13 protein-coding genes and 1 pseudogene are annotated in these 16,454 nt (G+C 73.7%); 9 read left to right on the top strand and 5 right to left on the bottom strand.

Features of this window, described 5'->3' with window-relative positions:
• The first annotated feature begins 29 nt into the window (after nucleotides 1–29).
• Entirely contained in the window at nucleotides 30–563 is a 534-nt protein-coding gene (locus J2N69_RS07095) for a LysM peptidoglycan-binding domain-containing protein (protein WP_230904617.1), read from the top strand.
• On the opposite strand, the gene J2N69_RS07090 is transcribed toward J2N69_RS07095, so the two are convergent.
• The 3 genes and pseudogenes from J2N69_RS07090 to J2N69_RS07080 all read right to left on the bottom strand — a co-directional run.
• Nucleotides 544–1,221 (bottom strand): ATP-binding cassette domain-containing protein, encoded by a 678-nt coding sequence (locus J2N69_RS07090; protein ID WP_230899972.1) that lies wholly within the window; start codon nucleotides 1,219–1,221, stop codon nucleotides 544–546. The two genes, J2N69_RS07095 and J2N69_RS07090, sit on opposite strands and share 20 nt — an antisense overlap.
• Complete coding sequence (locus J2N69_RS07085) at nucleotides 1,218–3,851, bottom strand: ABC transporter permease subunit (RefSeq protein ID WP_230899971.1); 2,634 nt, start codon at nucleotides 3,849–3,851, stop codon at nucleotides 1,218–1,220. The genes J2N69_RS07090 and J2N69_RS07085 overlap by 4 nt, the downstream gene beginning before the upstream one ends.
• 364 nt (nucleotides 3,852–4,215) lie before the next feature.
• Nucleotides 4,216–4,713: pseudogene (locus J2N69_RS07080) on the bottom strand (hypothetical protein); the annotation flags it as partial.
• Between the two features lie 146 nt (nucleotides 4,714–4,859).
• On the opposite strand from J2N69_RS07080, the gene J2N69_RS07075 reads away from it, so the two are divergent.
• The 6 genes from J2N69_RS07075 (at nucleotide 4,860) to J2N69_RS07050 (ending at nucleotide 10,652) form a co-directional block, all read left to right on the top strand.
• Nucleotides 4,860–5,429, top strand: coding sequence for an MTB12 C-terminal domain-containing protein (locus tag J2N69_RS07075; protein ID WP_230899970.1), 570 nt, complete (start codon nucleotides 4,860–4,862; stop codon nucleotides 5,427–5,429).
• A complete protein-coding gene (locus J2N69_RS07070; RefSeq protein ID WP_230899969.1) occupies nucleotides 5,404–6,696 on the top strand; it encodes an ABC transporter substrate-binding protein in 1,293 nt (430 codons plus the stop codon). Before J2N69_RS07075 ends, J2N69_RS07070 begins: the two co-directional genes overlap by 26 nt.
• A 162-nt stretch (nucleotides 6,697–6,858) precedes the next feature.
• Nucleotides 6,859–8,121 (top strand): glycosyltransferase family 4 protein, encoded by a 1,263-nt coding sequence (locus J2N69_RS07065; protein WP_230899968.1) that lies wholly within the window; start codon nucleotides 6,859–6,861, stop codon nucleotides 8,119–8,121.
• Nucleotides 8,118–8,987 (top strand): hypothetical protein, encoded by an 870-nt coding sequence (locus J2N69_RS07060; RefSeq protein ID WP_230899967.1) that lies wholly within the window; start codon nucleotides 8,118–8,120, stop codon nucleotides 8,985–8,987. Before J2N69_RS07065 ends, J2N69_RS07060 begins: the two co-directional genes overlap by 4 nt.
• Nucleotides 8,988–9,089: 102 nt before the next feature.
• The gene (locus tag J2N69_RS07055) at nucleotides 9,090–10,091 is read left to right on the top strand and encodes a helix-turn-helix transcriptional regulator (RefSeq protein ID WP_230899966.1); all 1,002 of its coding nucleotides are present in this window, start codon (nucleotides 9,090–9,092) and stop codon (nucleotides 10,089–10,091) included.
• Nucleotides 10,092–10,436: 345 nt separating this feature from the next.
• Nucleotides 10,437–10,652, top strand: a complete 216-nt coding sequence (locus J2N69_RS07050; protein WP_230899965.1) for an I78 family peptidase inhibitor — start codon at nucleotides 10,437–10,439, stop codon at nucleotides 10,650–10,652.
• 107 nt (nucleotides 10,653–10,759) lie between these two features.
• Here J2N69_RS07050 and J2N69_RS07045 read toward each other — a convergent pair whose 3' ends face one another.
• Both J2N69_RS07045 and J2N69_RS07040 read right to left on the bottom strand, forming a co-directional pair.
• A complete protein-coding gene (locus tag J2N69_RS07045) occupies nucleotides 10,760–11,797 on the bottom strand; it encodes a phosphatase PAP2 family protein (RefSeq protein WP_230899964.1) in 1,038 nt (345 codons plus the stop codon).
• A 247-nt stretch (nucleotides 11,798–12,044) separates the two neighbouring features.
• Nucleotides 12,045–13,205 (bottom strand): glycosyltransferase family 39 protein, encoded by a 1,161-nt coding sequence (locus tag J2N69_RS07040; protein ID WP_230899963.1) that lies wholly within the window; start codon nucleotides 13,203–13,205, stop codon nucleotides 12,045–12,047.
• A 231-nt stretch (nucleotides 13,206–13,436) separates the two neighbouring features.
• Between J2N69_RS07040 and J2N69_RS07035 the strand changes: the two genes are divergently transcribed.
• Both J2N69_RS07035 and J2N69_RS07030 read left to right on the top strand, forming a co-directional pair.
• Nucleotides 13,437–15,065: an MFS transporter gene (locus J2N69_RS07035; RefSeq protein WP_230899962.1), complete on the top strand. Its 1,629-nt coding sequence runs from the start codon at nucleotides 13,437–13,439 to the stop codon at nucleotides 15,063–15,065.
• A 156-nt stretch (nucleotides 15,066–15,221) separates the two neighbouring features.
• Nucleotides 15,222–16,427 carry an acyl-CoA dehydrogenase family protein gene (locus tag J2N69_RS07030; RefSeq protein ID WP_230899961.1) on the top strand — a complete coding sequence of 402 codons (1,206 nt, stop codon included), beginning with the start codon at nucleotides 15,222–15,224 and terminating at the stop codon, nucleotides 16,425–16,427.
• Nucleotides 16,428–16,454 lie beyond the last annotated feature (27 nt).

The raw sequence follows: 16,454 nt of genomic DNA, 5'->3' as shown, positions 1-16,454 counted from the left end.
TGGGACCGGCGCACGGACTGAGGTCCTTGGTGACGGTCGTGGGCCTGGCCCTGGCCGCGGTGGTGCTGCCACCGGCCACCGCGTCCGCGGCCCCGCCACCACCGCGGGGCGTCCCGTCCGCGGCGTACGACTGCTCCGCGGAAAAGGGCCGGTGGGACTGTCTCGCCGAGTGCGAGAGCAGCGGACGGTGGGACGCGAACACTGGCAACGGCTTCTACGGAGGGCTCCAGTTCTGGCAGCCGACGTGGGAGGAGCACGGCGGGCTCGCGTACGCGCCGCGCGCCGACCTGGCCACCAAGGAGGAGCAGATCAAGGTCGCCGAGAAGGTGCTGAGCACCCAGGGGTGGAAGGCCTGGCCGACCTGCTCCAAGAAGGTGCGGATCGAGCGGTTCGACCGGCGCGTCCATGTGGTGCGCTCCGGCGACACGCTCAGTTCGGTCGCCCGGCAGTACGGAGTCGCGGGCGGCTGGCAGGCCCTCTACAAGGCCAACCAGGACGTCGTCGGGACCGACCCCGACCGGCTCGGCGTCGGGACGGAGCTGGTCATCCCGGGGCGGGCCTGAGCTCCGCCGCCTCTCCGCTGAAGACCACCGCGCCCCGGCGCAGTTCATGCACCAGGACCACCGTCCGGCCCGCGTCGTCGCGCGGGGCGGGCGGCAGGCGCTGGTCGGCCACGACCACGCAGGTCTCCGGTCCCGCCAGACCGGCCAGCAGGGCGTGGGTCCGGGCCGCGACGGGCGGTGACATGCCCTGCGTCGGCTCGTCGACGAGGATCACCGAGGCCCGTGCGAGCAGGGCGCGGGACAGGGCGAGCATGCGTTGCTCGCCGCCCGAGAGGGTGCCCGCGCGGCGGGGGAGCAGCGGGCGCAGCTCGGGGAAGGCGGCCAGGGCGCGGCCGAAGCCGCCGTCGGCGCGGGAGAGTTCCAGGTTCTGCGCGACGGTGAGGGAGGAGAACACCGCCTGGCGGTCCGGTACGAAGCACAGGCCCCGGGCCGCTCGTTCGTGGGCCGGGCTGCCGGTGATGTCCCTGCCGTCGCGCAGCACGGCTCCCGACGAGAGGGGGAGCGTGCCGGCCAGGGCGCGCAGGGCCGTGGTGCGACCGGAGCCGTTGCGGCCCAGGAGGACGGTGAGGGCGCCGGCGGGTGCGGCCAGGGTGACGCCGTGCAGGGCCTCCAGCGGGCCGTGGTGGACATGGGCGTCCCGCAGCTCGATGCCCCTCATCCGGTGTGCTCGCCCTCGGCCGCGCGGGCCTCTGCCAGGACCTGGTGCGGGGGGCCCGTCGCGATGACGCGGCCCGCCGCCAGGACGTACACGGTGTCGGCGAGGTCCGCCACCAGGTCGAGGTCGTGCTCGACGACGAGCAGCGCCATGCCGTCGGCCGCCAGGGCGCGCAGCAGGACGGCCAGCGCGGCCGTTTCCGCGGCGTCCAGACCCGCGGCCGGCTCGTCCAGGAGGAGGGTGTGCGGGGTGCCGGCGAGGGCTCGGGCGAGTTCGGTGCGGCGCAGGGTGCCGGTGGGGAGGCCGGTCGCGGGCCGGGCGTGCAGCTGCGTCAGGTCCAGCAGGCGCAGCGCGCGGGGAGTGGCCCCGGGCGCGGGACGGGAGGCCTGTTCCGCGCCGACCTGGACGTTCTCCGCGATCGTCAGGGACGGGAAGACCGCCAGTTGCTGGAAGGTGCGGGCCATGCCGAGGCGCGTACGGGCGTGCGCGGGGAGCCTCGTGATGTCGTGGGCGCCGAGTGTGACGCGGCCCGTGTCGGGACGCAGGGTGCCGGCCAGGCAGTGGAAGAGGGTGCTCTTGCCCGCGCCGTTGGGGCCGACGACCGCGGTGACGTGGCCTCGGGGGACGGTGAGGGTCACGTCGCGCAGCGCGGTGAAACCGCCGTAGGTGAGGGTGAGGTGGTGGGCCGTCAGCGGGAGCGGTCCGTCGGGGCCGCCGCGTGCGGGGACGGTACGGGGGCGGCGTGGGGGAGGGGCCGAGGGGGCGGTCGGCGGGGGGCCCGGTGACTGCCGGGAGAGTGCGGCGCGGGCCGCCGTGCCCAGGGGGGTGAGGCGGGCCGGGCGGTGGAGGCGGCGGGTGGCGGTGCGCAGCGCCTCGTAGGGCCCGCCGGGGAAGCGGCCGATCAGTATCGCGAGGACGCCGACCACCGCTGCCGCGACGCCACCCCGGGCTCCCGCGTCCAGGCCGACCAGCAGGGCGGCGGCCACCAGTGCCCCGAGGACACTGTCCGAGCCGAGGACCACCACCGCCGCGAACCAGAGCAGCCCGCGCACCGGGTCGTACGCCTCGGAGTCGAACGCCCGCTGGCCCATCGCGAGCATCCCGCCGCCCAGCGCGGCCAGCGCCGCGCCGGTGACGAACGCCGCGAGCTTGAGTGCCCGCACGGGCACCCCCGCAGCAGCCGCCCCCGCCTCGTGGTCCCGCATCGCCGCGAGCGCGCGCCCCGTACGGCCTCGGCGCAGCGCGATGACGACGAGCGACGCCCCGGCCAGGAGGGCGAGTTCGAGGACGTAGTACGCGCGGTCGCCCGCGAAGCCGGCCGGGCGGTCCACGGTCAGCCCCGAGGTCGCGTACGGCTGGGTGAAGACGAAGCGGCTGACGCCCACGCCGACCGCGAACGTCGCGAGGGCCAGCGCCAGGCCGTGGCGGCTGATCGCGGGCCAGCCGGTGAGCAGGCCGAGCGGCGCGACGAGCAGGACCGCCACGGCCAGGGCCGGCAGGTGCGGGAGTTCGGGCAGGCCGGGAAAGCGGCCCGCCGCGAGGAGGGCGGTGGAGAGGGCGCCGAGACCCGCGTACGCCGCCTGCCCCAGGGAGATCTGGCCGCCGCGGCCCGTGACGATGACGAGGGAGAGCAGGATCACCGCCAGCGCGGGGACCTGGACCGACGTCGTCAGATCCGGGCCCGCGAAGCCGAGGGGGATGAGGAAGAGGACCGCGGCCACTATCCGGGCGCCCGGCGGGGTCGGCACCCGGGCGCTCGCCGTGCGCGGGAGCGCGTTGCCGGAGCCGACGCCCGGCAGGATCAGGGCCGCGACCAGCAGCGCGATCACGAAGAGGTTCGCCCCCGCGGTCTGCACAAGCTGTTCCGGCGCACCCCCGGGGTGCAGGCGTGTCAGCTGGCTCTGCGCCACCCCGAGCCCGACGGCCACGGCCACGGCGACGGGCAGGCTGCGCATCCCGGCCGCCACCGCCACCGCGACCACCTCCATCACCAGCAGCGGCATGCCGTACGGGTCCAGGCGTACGAAGGGGGCGAGGAGGACGCCGGTGAGACCCGCCGTGAAGGCCCCGAAGGCCCAGCCCGCGGCGGCCACCCGGTCCGCGTCGACGCCGTGCAGCACGGCGAGCCCGCGGTTGTCGACCACCGCGCGCAGCGAGGCGCCGAAGCGGGTCCAGCGGGTGACGGCGCCGACGGCCGCGGCGAGGGCGAGGGCCGCCCCCAGCGGGACCCACGGGTCGGTGGAGAGCAGCGTGGGCGCGTCGTCGCGGGCGCCCGGCCCCCACAGCAGGGCGGCTCCGCCGACGAGGAGGACGAAGACGCCGAGGGAGGCGACCAGCGTCTGGGCGGGGTCGCCGCCGAGGACCGCCAGGGGACGGAAGACCGCGCGGTCCAGGAGCAGGCCGATGCCGGGGGCGACGACGAGCAGGGTGAGCGCCGCGGCGAGCGGGAGCGGCCAGTGCCACTCCGCCGTCAGCTGGCGCAGGACGTAGGCGCAGACCATGGCGATCGCGCCGTGCGCGAAGTTGAGGACCCCCGTGGCGCGGTAGGTGACGATCAGTCCGATGCCGGTGAGGGCGGCGGCACCCCCGACCGAGAGCCCGGCCAGCGTCAGGTCGTAACTCAGGGACGACACCGGGTCAGGGCTCCGGGGTGGTGTCGGGGTCGGCCGGTGGGGTGCCGGCGGGGCCGGCGACTGGGGGCGGGGAGTCGGGCGGTTCGGTGGTTGGGCGTGGGGTGGAGGGCGGCTCGGTGGCCCCTGGCCGGGCGTGGGGCGGCTCAGCGCATCGCGGTGGCGCGTCGGGTTGCCGGGTGGTGCGTGGAGGGTTTTTGGGCGGGTCCGGGGTTGCTGGCCGGGCGTTGGGCGGCTCGGTGGTTGGGCGTGGGGTGGAGGGCGGCTTGGTGGCCTCTGGCCGGGCGTGGGGCGGCTCGGCGGCCCCTGGTCGGGTGTCGGGCGGCTCGGTGGCCCCCGGGCGGTCCTCAGGCGGCTCCGTCTCCGCGTCGGGGCGCGGCGGATCGCAGATCGGGCAGGGGGCCAGGGCGCCCGTGGCCGTGGCCGTGGCGTCCACGGGGAGCGCCTCCGGCTTGCCCGCGACCAGGGGGCAGCCCGCGCGGTGCCGGAGTGTGCCGCCGGGGACCGTGAGGAGCGTTCCGTCGGCGGCTGCGGGCCCCTTCGGCCGCTCCCCGGCTTCCGCGGCCCCGGCCGCCACCAGCAGCCCGTACAGCTCCTCGACGCGCGCCGCCGCCAGGGCGCTCCTGCCGTGGGTGAGGAGCACCGCGCCCGCCACGATCAGCGCCGCGCCCGGCACCGTGCACGAGGCGAGGTAGGGCAGCTGCCGTTCGGCGAACCGCTCCCCGGAGACCCCGTACCAGCCGAGCACGCAGAGCACCGCGCCGCCGGCCAGCGCCGCGCAGGCCGCCCACAGCACGGGGTGCGCGGCGCGTGGCCGGGTCGGGCCGGACGCACCGGCCGTCCGAACTGTCTGAGCCGCCCGCATCGAGGCCCCCTGGGACACGTCGTGGGTCACATCGCAACGTCGGTGGGCTGTCCATGTCAGCCGATGGCTTGCACTATGCCTTCTGCGAGCTGACCCTGAAAGCACCGGGCCGCCACGGCCCGGACCGACACCCGGTGGTGAGCCAGATGGTTCTCGGGAGTAGCCCCAGGCGGGGGACGCAGGACGGCCGGAAGCGGGCGCGGCGGGGCGCGGCCCTGGCCGCCGCAGCGGCCTTCCTGATCGGCCCGGCCGCCGTGGCCTGCGGCGACGACAGCGGAGGCGGGGACGGCGGCACGCCGCCCGAGCCGTCCGTGGAGAGGACGACCGGACCGGCGAAGGACAGCGCCACCGCGCCCGCCGACCCGGCGGCGGCAGAGAAGGAGGTCCGGGAGAACTGGGAGAAGTTCTTCGACCCCAAGGTGTCGCTGAAGGACAAGGAAGCCGTCCTGGAGAACGGCGCCAAGATGCGCGCCGTCCTGGCGGGCTTCAGCGGCGACGAGCGCGGCAAGCAGGTCGCGGCAAAGGTCGGCGAGGTCGAGTTCACCTCGGCGAAGGAGGCCGACGTCACGTACGCGCTGACGCTGAAGGGAGCCACCGCGCTGCCCGACGCCTCGGGTACGGCCGTCCATCAGGACGACACCTGGAAGGTGTCCGTCAAGACGCTCTGCGCGCTGGTGAAGATGAGCGGCAATGCGTCGCCCGGTCCGGGCTGTTGAGGCGCTGCTCGTCGCGGCTCTCCTCGTGGGCGGCGCGGCCTGCGGGTCCCGGCTGCCCGAGAGCGACTTCGAGCGGCGCGGCACGGCCCCGGCGCCCGAGCGGAAGGCTCCGGTCAGGGTCGGCATCATCGCCAGCGCGACCAGCCCGGTGGGGGGCGCCGCCTTCACCGGGCCGCGCGACGGGGCGCGGGCGTACTTCGACCGGCTGAACGCGCGCGGCGGCATCCAGGGCCGCCCGGTGGAGGTGCGCACCTGCGACGACGGCGGCAGCGGCGTCGGCAACAACGACTGCGTGCGCGAACTCGTCGAGGAGCACGAGGTCGTCGCGCTCGTGGCCACCGCCTCCCTGGACTACGCGGGCGCCTCCCGGGTCTCCCGCGCGCGGGTGCCCGACATCGGCGGACAGCCGATCGGCTCGGCGTACGAGACGTATCCGCACCTGTACGGGATCTACGGCAGTCTCGCCCCCAGGAAGGGGAAGCCGGGCTGGGACGGCGAGCTGTACGGCGGCACCGAGGTCTACCGCTACTTCAAGCGGGAGCAGGGCGCGCGGACCGCCGCCGTCGTCTCCTACAACCAGGCCGCCTCCGCCGCGTACGCCCGTCTCGTCACCCGAGGGCTGAAGGCCGAGGGCTACAAGGTGGTCACCGAGCAGGTCGACTTCGCGCTGCCCAACTTCCGCGCGGCCGCCGCCGATCTCAAGGAGCAGGGCGCCGACCTGGTCTTCGACGCGATGGACACCCACGGCAACGCCCGGCTCTGCGCGGCGATGGACGAGGTCGGGGCGGAGGTCACCGCCAAGGTCACCAACGTGCAGAACTGGACCTCGACCGTCGGCGAGGAGTACAAGGACGCGCCGCGCTGCCGCAACGCCCTGTGGGCCACCGGATCGAGCCGGAACTACGCGGACATCGAACATCCGGCCGTACGGGAGTTCCGAACGGCGATGAAGGGGAAGGCGCTCTCCCAGTGGCAGGTGGAGGGCTGGGCCGCGGCCATGTGGTTCACCGACGCGGCGAAGGCCTGCCTGAGGGGAGAGGGAGAGGTCACGCGTGCGTGCGTGGACAGGTACATGAACCGGAACGAGCCGTATACGGCGCGCGGACTGCTCCTGCCCGTGACCTTCGAGCGGCGGTCCGAGCCACCGGAACGCCGCAGGACGTGCGTGTCGGTGGCCCGCTGGCGGGACGGGAAAGGCTGGGTGACCCAAGGAGGAGAGATGACCGGGAACTGCTTCGACGTTCCCCAGCTCGCCTACCGGCCTTGATGCGGCGGAGCACGGGCGAGTTCCCGTTCTCGGCTCTCGATCACCCATCTGTCCAAAAAAGGGTGGTACTGACACCCAACCCTTGGCCAAGAATTAGCGTCTAACCCTGCGGTAGGCGGGCGAGGGGGACTGTCCGCATGGAAACGCGGGATACGGGGACGTATGCACATCTCTTTCCTGATACACAACGCGTACGGGATCGGAGGGACGATCCGGACGACGTACAACTTGGCGAACACGCTGGCCCAGCAGCACGACGTCGAGATCGTCTCCGTCTTCCGGCACCGCGACGAGCCGGTCTTCGCGCCTGACCCGCGCGTACGCCTGAGCCACCTCGTGGACACGCGCAAGGACAGCCCGGGCTACGAGGGGGAGCACCCCGAGTACCTGCGGCCCGCCCGTACGTTCCCCAGCGCCGAGGGCCGCTACGACCAGTACAACGCGCTCACCGACCGGCGCATCGCCGCGCACCTCGCGGCCCTGGACGCGGACGTCGTCGTCGGCACCCGGCCCGGACTCAATGTGCACATCGCCCGCCAGACCGCACGCGGCCCCCTGCGCGTCGGCCAGGAACACCTCACGCTCGACAGCCACTCCAAGGAACTGCGCCGCCAGCTGCGCAGCGTCTACCCCCGCCTCGACGTCCTCACCACGACGACCGAGGCCGACGCGCGCGCCTACAGGCGCAAGATGCGGCTGCCCGGCGTCCATGTGCAGGCGCTGCCCAACCCCGTGCCCGCGCCCGGCATAGAGCCCGCCGACGGCACCCACAAGTGGGTCGTCGCCGCCGGGCGGCTCGCCCCCGTCAAGCGGTACGACCTGCTGATCAGGGCCTTCGACAAGGTGCGGCGCGAGCGCCCCGACTGGCGGCTGCGGATCTACGGCAGCGGCAAGCAGAAGGAGAAGCTGCGCGCCCTGATCGACGAACTCGGCCTCTACAACCACGTCTTCCTCATGGGCCCCGCCCACCCCATCGAGCCCGAGTGGGCCAAGGGCTCCATCGCCGCCGTCACCTCCAGCCTGGAGTCCTTCGGCATGACGATCGTCGAGGCGATGCGCTGCGGCCTCCCCGTCGTCGCCACCGACTGCCCGCACGGCCCCGGAGAGATCATCGACAACGGTGTCGACGGGCGCCTCGTCGAGGTCGGCAACCCCGACGCCATCGCCGGCGGTCTGCTCGAACTGATCAACGATGACTCGCTCCGGCACCGGATGGCGGGCGCCGCGCTCCAGGACTCCGAGCGCTTCGACCCGGCCCGCATAGCCGAGCGCTACGACGCCATGTTCTCCGGCATGCTCACCCGGGGCAGCTCGCTCGGGGGCCGGATGCGCGGCACCCTGCACCGCACGCGCGGCGCACTGCTCGGGGGCGCGTACGCGGTGCGGGATCTCGGGCGTGTCCAGACGAAGGGATCGACCGCATGACGGCCTTGGCCGCCTCGCACGAGGCGTCGCACACCGGGGACGACCACCAGGCGTCCACGGCGCCGCGCGCCGACTGCGTCGCCGACTCCGCCGGGGGTCTCACCTTCGACGTGACGGACCCCGGGGAGACCGGCCCGCAGGGCGCCGCCCACCTCCTGCTGCGCCGCCGGGACGCCGACTCCGCCGAGGACTGCGTCCGGCTGCCGCTCTCCCCCTCGGCCGACGGGCGCCTGCGTGCCGCGCTGCCCAGCACCGTCGAGCTGGCCGAGGGCCGCTGGAACGCGTACGCGCAGATCGCGGGCGGTGAGCCGCGCCGCCTGATGCCGGGCGTGAACGACCTGCGCTCGCTGGTCGACCGCGCTCCCAGCGGCAGCCGCGGCCACATCGCGGTGCGCATCCCCTACGCGACGAAGCAGGGCAACCTCTCCGTGCGCAGCTGGCTGCGGGCGCCGCACGCCGAGGCCGGCGAGATCGAGCTGGCGGACGGCGCCATGACCGTCCACGGCCGCGTCTACGGCACGCCGCTGACCGGCGCCGCGTACGCCGAGGCCGTCCGGCGGGCCGAGCCCGGCCACGTCCACCGCGCCGACGTCACCTCCGAGGGACCGGAGTTCACGTTCGCGATGCGCCACACGCTGCTCGCGGACAGCGGGCCGGGCCCGTGGGACCTGTGGCTGCTTCCGGCCGGGGAGAGCGGACCGCGCGTGCGGCTGGCCCGGCTGCTGGACGACGTACCGGACAAGAAGGCGATCTTCACGTACCCGGTGGTGCGCTGCGAGACGGAGCACGGGGTGCTGGAGGCGGGCCCGTACTACACCCTCGACAACGACCTGTCCGTCCGTGTGCGTGAGGCCCGGAGCGAATAGCCCCCGGGGGGTAAGGCCCCGAAGGGGCGTACGGGGGCTGTCCGCACCCCCCCCTGCCGATGAGGGCCGTCGCTGTCCTGAAGGCCGGGCACAATCGCGTCCATGTTGGAGACCTCGGCACGACTGCTCCGCCTGCTCTCCCTGTTGCAGGCCCACCGCGACTGGTCCGGCGCCGACCTCGCCGACCGCCTCGGCGTCACCCCGCGCACCGTCCGCCGTGACGTGGACCGGCTGCGCGAACTCGGCTACCCCGTCAACGCCAGCCCCGGCACCGGCGGCGGCTACCAGCTCGGCGCGGGGGCCGAGCTGCCGCCGCTGCTCCTGGACGACGACGAGGCGGTCGCGGTCGCCGTCGGTCTGCGCACCGCCGCCGGGCAGGGCATCGAGGGCATCGGCGAGACCTCGGTACGGGCGCTCACCAAGCTGGAACAGGTGCTGCCGGGACGGCTGCGCCGCAGGGTGAGCGCCCTGAACGCCTTCACCGTGCCGCTGCTGCGCGCCCCGCGGCAGCAGGGCCTGGACCCCGCCCTGCTGACCGAACTCGCGGGCGTCTGCCGGGACTCGGAGCGGCTGCGCTTCGACTACCGCGACCACGGAGGCAGTTCGACCCGCCGCGCCGTCGAGCCGCACCGGCTGGTGTGCACCGAGCGCCGCTGGTACCTCGTGGCGTGGGACCTGGAGCGCGAGGACTGGCGTACGTTCCGCGTGGACCGGCTCACGCCGAGGCCGCCGCACGGACCGCGCTTCGCGCCGCGCACCCCGCCCGCCGACGACCTGGCCGCGTACGTCGCCAAGGGCGTCTCCACCCGCGCGTACGCCGCCCAGGCCGTGGTCCGCCTCCTGGTGCCGCTGGAAGAGGCCGCCGAGCGGATCTCCCCGGCCGACGGCACCCTGGAGGCCGAGACCGAGCGGAGCTGCCTGCTGCGCACCGGGGCGGCGAGCCTGGACGTGATGGTCTTCCACGTGATGTTCATGGGCTTCGAGTTCGAGGTCGTGGAGCCCGCGGAGCTCACCGACCGGATCAGGGCCTCCCGGGACCTCCTGAGCCGGGCCCTGGAGCGGGGGGAGCGGTCCGAGCCGGGCGCGCCGTGCGAGCGGGCGTAGGCCGGCCCCAGGGGGGGCGCTCGGCCCGGGACCATGAATTCCTTGTGCGCCGCCAAGGCCGGTCCGCGGACGCGGATTCCGAAATGCGGAGGGTTCGTAAAGGGGGGTTCCGGGTTATTCGGGACGCCCTCTCGGCGGAGGCGTGACGGTGGCTTCCCGGCGTATCGAAGACTTCCGTGAATTACTCCGTCAGATGGACGGAACCGCCCATACGTGTGACGGAGTTCGACCGAAACGCGCGTCGTGATCCTGTGACAAAAGCGTGACCGGAGAGGTATCAGTGACGCATGGTGAACGCCCCCCCCGGCCTTCCCCGGCGGTGCCGCGCCGCCTACCGTGGCGTCCATGGCACCTATCCCGACCCCTCCCGCAGAGCCCCAGGACAGCCCGGAACGCTACGTGGGCCTCGCCGCCGAAGCCGCCGAGCGTCAGGCGCGCGAGCACGGCTGGTCCACCGTCAGGTCGCTGCCGCCAGGCGCGATGATCACCATGGAGTACCTCGCGGGGCGGCTCAACCTCGAAGTCACGGAGGGCGTCGTGACGCGCTCCTGGAAGGGCTGACGGCCGCTGCCCCGCCCGTACGCCGAAGGCCCCGGTTCCGTGGAGGAACCGGGGCCTTCGCGATGCGGGGGGATGGCTGTGCGTACCGGCCCCCGCCGCCTGTCGGGTCAGCCGCCCGCCACCGGGCGGGCCGACGGGGTGCCGCGCGTCGTGCGGTCGGAGTGCGGCGGCCTGCGGCTGCCGGCCGGCGTGACCGGCGTGCGCTCCGAGCGGGCCGTGTGCGGGCCGGGCGCGAGGTAGGCCGGGGCCCGTGTCGAGCGGGCCGCGCCGACCGGCTCACGGGCGGGCGCCTGCTCCTGTGCGCGGGGCCGCTGCGGCACCATCGCGGGGGCGCCGGCCGGGGCTCCGGGGAGCGCCGCGGGCTCGGGCAGGGGCGCGATGCCCGCGCGGCGGGCCCGCCAGGACTCGCGGACACCGAAGATCGCGTTCTCGATCCGGGTGATCAGCGGCTCGAACCAGGGCAGCGCGAGCAGGATGAGCAGGCCCGCGGCCCAGCCGAGGAAGACGTCGCTCAGCCAGTGCGTACCGAGGTAGACGGTGGTGAGGCCGACGCTCAGCGAGACCACGGCCGACACGGCCGACAGATAGCGGCGGGTGCGCGGGGTCGAGGCGAGGTAGGCCAGGATTCCCCAGGTTACGACGGCGTTGGCGGTGTGGCCGCTGGGGAATATATCGCCGCCCAGCCACATCTCGTTGGAGCCGATCGTGGTCGCGTAGTGCGGACCGAGGCGGCCCATGCCGAGCTTGGCGGCGCCGACCGTCACGTTGAGCAGGAGCAGCGAGGCGCCGAACATCAGCAGCGGGCGCAGGGTGTGCTGACGCCAGGAGCGCCAGCCGAGCCAGGCCGCGACCATGACGGCCGTGGGGCCGCGCTGGCCGAGGACGACCCAGTAGTCGAGGAAGGCGTGGATCTCCGGCCACTGCTGGTAGGGCCGGAAGAACATGACCTGCCAGTCGAACCGCACCAGCCACGAGGTGGTGAGCACGGCGACGACGATGGCGAGGTAGAAGGCCAGGGTCGCGCTGAAGAGCACGATCCGGTGCCGGCTCATCCTCGGTACATCGAGGTGGGTCGGTCGTTCCGGCTCACGGTCGAGCCGGGCGAAGACCCGGTCAAGACGGGTGAGGTTTCGTTCGGTACGCACCCAATCGACGTTACAGCGGGTGAGTCTGGCACTAGGCCGAATCAGTGGCTTTGTGATGACGATGTGATGTGGGATTCATCTCAGGTCCGTGTTTATTCTGCGGATTCCCTATTCGACCGCCATCGCATTGCCTGAATTCGTTGATCGTTTTCGATGCCGTTTTATGGGCCTTATGAATTCGTTCACCGGGAGCCGGTGCGGATTTTCCTTGGCGGTCACCGCGGGGCCGGAAATGATCATGACGGGATCACGGTGGTCCCGAGCCGTGCAGCCAGAACGCCCCGTACACCGCGCCGAGCACGGCCACACCCCCGAGGATCAGCACCGACCTGGACGTACGCAGCCGGGCCAGCGCCACCGCGAGGGGCAGCAGCAAGGGGAAGGCGGGCAGCAGGAGGCGTGGCTTCGAGCCGAAGTAGCCCGCCGCGCACAGCGCGAGCGCGACGACGATTCCGGTGTGGACGAGCAGCGGCAGCGGCTGGCGCTGCCGCACCCCGACGACGTACAGCCAGACCACCAGCGCCACCCCGAGGAGGAGACCGAGACCCGCGAGGGCACCGGGGACGGAGGTGAACTTGGCGCCGATGAAGCGCGCGAAGGCGTAACCGAAGTCGAAGCCGTTGCCCCAGCCCGCCTGGACGCCGAGATAGCCGAAGAGGCCGTCGCCCGTGCGGTGGCCGACCCACAGCACGTACCCCGCGGCGCCGAGCGGCGCCAGGAGCACCCCGAGGAGCATGCGCCGGTCCGCCCGCCGCTCCCGGTACATCCGCACGGCGGCCGTCACCCAGATCGCGGCGACCACCGCGGCACCCACCGGCCGGGTCAGCCCCGCCAGGGAGGCGAGCACGCCGGCCAGGACCCAGCGCTCCCGCAACAGGGCGTACAGCGACCAGGCGGCCAGCGCCGTGAACAGTGACTCGCTGTACGCCATCGACTGCACGATGCCGACCGGGAGCACCGCCCACAGCGCGGCGGCGCAGACCCCGGCCCGGCGCCCGTACAGATGGTCGGCGACCGCGAAGATCCCCGCGGCGGCGAAGAGCGACGCGAGCCAGCTCACCGCCAGCCCCGCGTCGGCGTACGACAAGGGGCTGACCGCCGCGCCGAACCGCTCCAGCCAGGGCAGGAGGGGGAAGAACGCCAGGTTGGAGTGGACGCTGCCGTCGGGGAGCGTCACCTCCCAGCCGTAGCCGTGCTCGGCGACGCGGGTGTACCAGAGCGAGTCCCAGCGGGCGGCCAGCAGCGTGTGCGGGCTCTTGCCCGCCGCCGCGCCCCACACCGCGAGCACCGCGAGGCCCAGCGCGCGCACCCCGGCGTACACCAGGAGGGCGGGCGCCGCGCGGCGCAGCGCCGCGCGCACCGCCGAGAGCGGCGGGGACGGCGAGAGGCGTTGATCAAGATCGGTCACGGGCTCGATTATCGGCCGTCGCGGGAACCGGGTGCTCGTCCGGGGCGTGGCCTGGGCGTGGAGGGCGTGGCGCACGCCACATCACCTCCGTACAACCATGAGAGGTCCACCACGCGCCTCAGGGATGAACTCGCGTACTCTGGCCGCTCACTCGCCTTTGTCTGCGCCGCCGGAGCAGCCAGTCCCCATCCCGCAGGCCGCCGAAGCGAGGGATCACTGGGAGGTACGCACATGTCCGGGACGACCACGGCCGCAGCACCGCAGGGCCGTCGGGGTTCCGGGGCCGGTGCCGGTGCCAACCGCTGGCTCGTGCTCGTCGTCCTCTGCGTCAGCCTGCTGCTGGTCGCGGTCGACGCCACCGTCCTGCACGTCGCCGTGCCCGCCGTCACCGAGGACCTGAAGCCCGGAGCGATCGAACTGCTGTGGATCGTGGACATTTACCCACTGGTCTGCGCCTCGCTCCTCATCCTCTTCGGCACACTCGGCGACCGCGTCGGCCGCAGACGTGTGCTGCTGCTCGGGTACGCCCTCTTCGGCGTCGCCTCGGCGGTCGCGGCCGTCGCCGACAACGCGCAGGTGCTGATCGCCGCGCGGGCGCTGCTCGGCGTCGGCGGCGCGATGATCATGCCCGCGACGCTGTCGATCCTGCGCCAGGTCTTCCCCGACCGGCGCGAGCGGGCCGTCGCCATCGGCATCTGGAGCGCGGTGGCCGCCGTGGGCGCGGCCGTCGGGCCGCTGCTCGGCGGGTTCCTCCTGGAGCACTTCTGGTGGGGCTCCGTCTTCTTCATCAACATCCCGCTGATGCTGGTCAGCCTGCCCGTCGGACGCTGGCTGCTGCCCGAGTCGACCGGGGAGCGCGACGGGCCGTGGGACGTGGCCGGCGCGCTGATGGCCGCGGGCGGTCTCTTCGGCGTCGTGCTCGGCGTGAAGCGGCTCGGCGGCGGCGAGTCGCCGCTCGGCGCGACGACGCTGCTCTCCCTGGCCGTGGGCGCCGCCCTGCTCACCGGGTTCGTCCGCAGGCAGCGGCGGCGCAAGCACCCGCTGGTCGACCTGTCGATGTTCCGGCGGCCCGCGTTCAGCACGTCGGTCGGCTGCATCGTGCTCGCCATGCTCGCGCTCGTGGGCCTGGAACTGATCGCCGCCCAGTACCTCCAGCTGGTCCTCGGCCTCTCCCCGCTGGAGACCGGCCTGCGGCTGCTGCCGCTCACCATCGCCGCGATGGCCGCGGGCCTCGCCGGGTCGAAGCTGCTGCACCGCTTCGGTCCGCGCACCATGGTCTGCACGGGGTTCTGCCTCACCGCGGCCGCCGTGGTGGTGCTGACCGGCATGGGCGGCCACGCCAACGACACCCTGCTGCTCACCGGCTTCGTCCTGCTCGGCTTCGGCCTGGAGACCACGCTCTTCGGCGCCTACGAATCGATGCTCAGCGAGGCCCCGCCCGCGCAGGCGGGCGGCGCCGCCGCGATCGGCGAGACCTCCTACCAGCTGGGCGCGGGCATCGGCATCGCACTGCTCGGCACCGTCATGAACGCCGCGTACGCGCCGGGCCTCTCCTCGGTGCCGGGCGTCCCGCCGGCCGACAGCGCGGCGGCCGCCCACTCGCTCGGCGAGGCGTACGAAGTGGCCGCACGGCTCGGCGGCGGTGCGGGCGAGGCCCTGCGCGCCGCGGCCCGCGACTCCTTCGTGCACGGCCTGCACGTGACGCTGCTGGTCAGCGCCGGTCTCCTGCTGCTCGGCGCGCTCGCGGCGCTGCGGCTGCCGCGTGCCATGGAGTGCGGGGCACCGCCCGCGCCCCGGGCCGAGCAGGGCATTCCGGCGCCCCGGGATCCGGCGGGCGTGGGCGCGGACTCCTTGCGCTGAACCGGGCAGGGGAGCGCTGGGCGGGGGATGCCGCACGGCGTTGCCCGGGATGGGGCCCCGCACCGGGTCACCCTGGACGCGCGGCACCCCGCGTCGTAACGTCAGCGCGAGCCGTAGTGAACTACCACTGCTAGTTTTGTGTCGCCGGAGGCCCGCATGTCCGCAAGTGCCCGCACCCCTCTGCCGCCCTTCGATCCCGCCGATCCCCTCGGCATCGACGACCTCCTCGCCCCCGAGGACCTCGCGATCCGCGACACCGTGCGGGCCTGGGCCGCCGACCGGGTCCTGCCGCACATCGCCGAGTGGTACGAGAAGGGCGAACTGCCCGGCATCCGTGAGCTGGCCCGCGAACTCGGCTCCCTCGGGGCGCTCGGCATGTCACTGGAAGGCCACGGCTGCGCGGGCGCGAGCGCCGTCCAGTACGGGCTGGCCTGCCTGGAGCTGGAGGCCGCCGACTCCGGCATCCGCTCCCTGGTCTCCGTGCAGGGCTCCCTCGCCATGTACGCCGTCCACCGCTTCGGCTCCGAGGAGCAGAAGCAGCGGTGGCTGCCCGGCATGGCCGCCGGCGAGATCATCGGCTGCTTCGGCCTGACCGAACCCGACCACGGCTCGGACCCGGCGTCCATGCGGACGTACGCGAAGAAGGACGGCGCGGCCGGCGGCGACTGGGTGCTCAGCGGACGCAAGATGTGGATCACGAACGGGTCAGTGGCGGGGGTCGCCGTCGTCTGGGCGCAGACCGAGGAGGGGATCAGGGGCTTCGTCGTACCGACCGACAGTCCCGGCTTCTCGGCACCGGAGATCAAGCACAAGTGGTCGCTGCGCGCGAGCGTCACCAGTGAACTGGTGCTGGACGAGGTGCGGCTGCCCGCCGACGCGGTCCTGCCCGGGGTCGTCGGCCTGAAGGGCCCGCTCAGCTGTCTGTCCCACGCGCGCTACGGCATCGTCTGGGGTGCGATGGGCGCCGCCCGGTCGTCCTTCGACGCGGCGGTGGAGTACGCGAAGACCCGCGAGCAGTTCGGCCGGCCCATCGGCGGCTTCCAGCTCACCCAGGCCAAGCTCGCCGACATGGCGGTCGAGCTGCACAAGGGCGTCCTGCTCGCCCATCATCTCGGACGGCGCCTGGACGCCGGCCGGCTCCGTCCCGAACAGGTCAGCTTCGGCAAGCTCAACAACGTGCGCGAAGCGATCGAGATCTGCCGCACGGCCAGGACCATCCTGGGCGCCAACGGGATCTCACTGGAGTACCCCGTCATGCGGCACGCGACGAACCTCGAATCGGTGCTCACCTACGAGGGCACCGTCGAGATGCATCAGCTGGTGCTGGGCAAGGCGCTCACCGGCCTCGACGCCTTCCGGTGACCCCGGTCGGCTCCCGGTGAGCGGCCT

Source organism: Streptomyces huasconensis (assembly GCF_021028635.1).
GTDB classification, from domain to species: Bacteria; Actinomycetota; Actinomycetes; order Streptomycetales; family Streptomycetaceae; genus Streptomyces; species Streptomyces huasconensis.
The sequence above is the reverse complement of the archived record's forward strand: the minus strand, read 5'-3'. Positions and strand labels throughout refer to the sequence as shown.

Coding starts and splice junctions, on each gene's coding strand:
- J2N69_RS07075 (WP_230899970.1), top strand. CDS start 4,860: ATGGTTCTCGGGAGTAGCCCCAGGCGGGGGACGCAGGACGGCCGGAAG.
- J2N69_RS07090 (WP_230899972.1), bottom strand. CDS start 1,221: ATGAGGGGCATCGAGCTGCGGGACGCCCATGTCCACCACGGCCCGCTG.
- J2N69_RS07065 (WP_230899968.1), top strand. CDS start 6,859: ATGCACATCTCTTTCCTGATACACAACGCGTACGGGATCGGAGGGACG.
- J2N69_RS07050 (WP_230899965.1), top strand. CDS start 10,437: ATGGCACCTATCCCGACCCCTCCCGCAGAGCCCCAGGACAGCCCGGAA.
- J2N69_RS07060 (WP_230899967.1), top strand. CDS start 8,118: ATGACGGCCTTGGCCGCCTCGCACGAGGCGTCGCACACCGGGGACGAC.
- J2N69_RS07070 (WP_230899969.1), top strand. CDS start 5,404: ATGCGTCGCCCGGTCCGGGCTGTTGAGGCGCTGCTCGTCGCGGCTCTC.
- J2N69_RS07030 (WP_230899961.1), top strand. CDS start 15,222: ATGTCCGCAAGTGCCCGCACCCCTCTGCCGCCCTTCGATCCCGCCGAT.
- J2N69_RS07055 (WP_230899966.1), top strand. CDS start 9,090: ATGTTGGAGACCTCGGCACGACTGCTCCGCCTGCTCTCCCTGTTGCAG.
- J2N69_RS07035 (WP_230899962.1), top strand. CDS start 13,437: ATGTCCGGGACGACCACGGCCGCAGCACCGCAGGGCCGTCGGGGTTCC.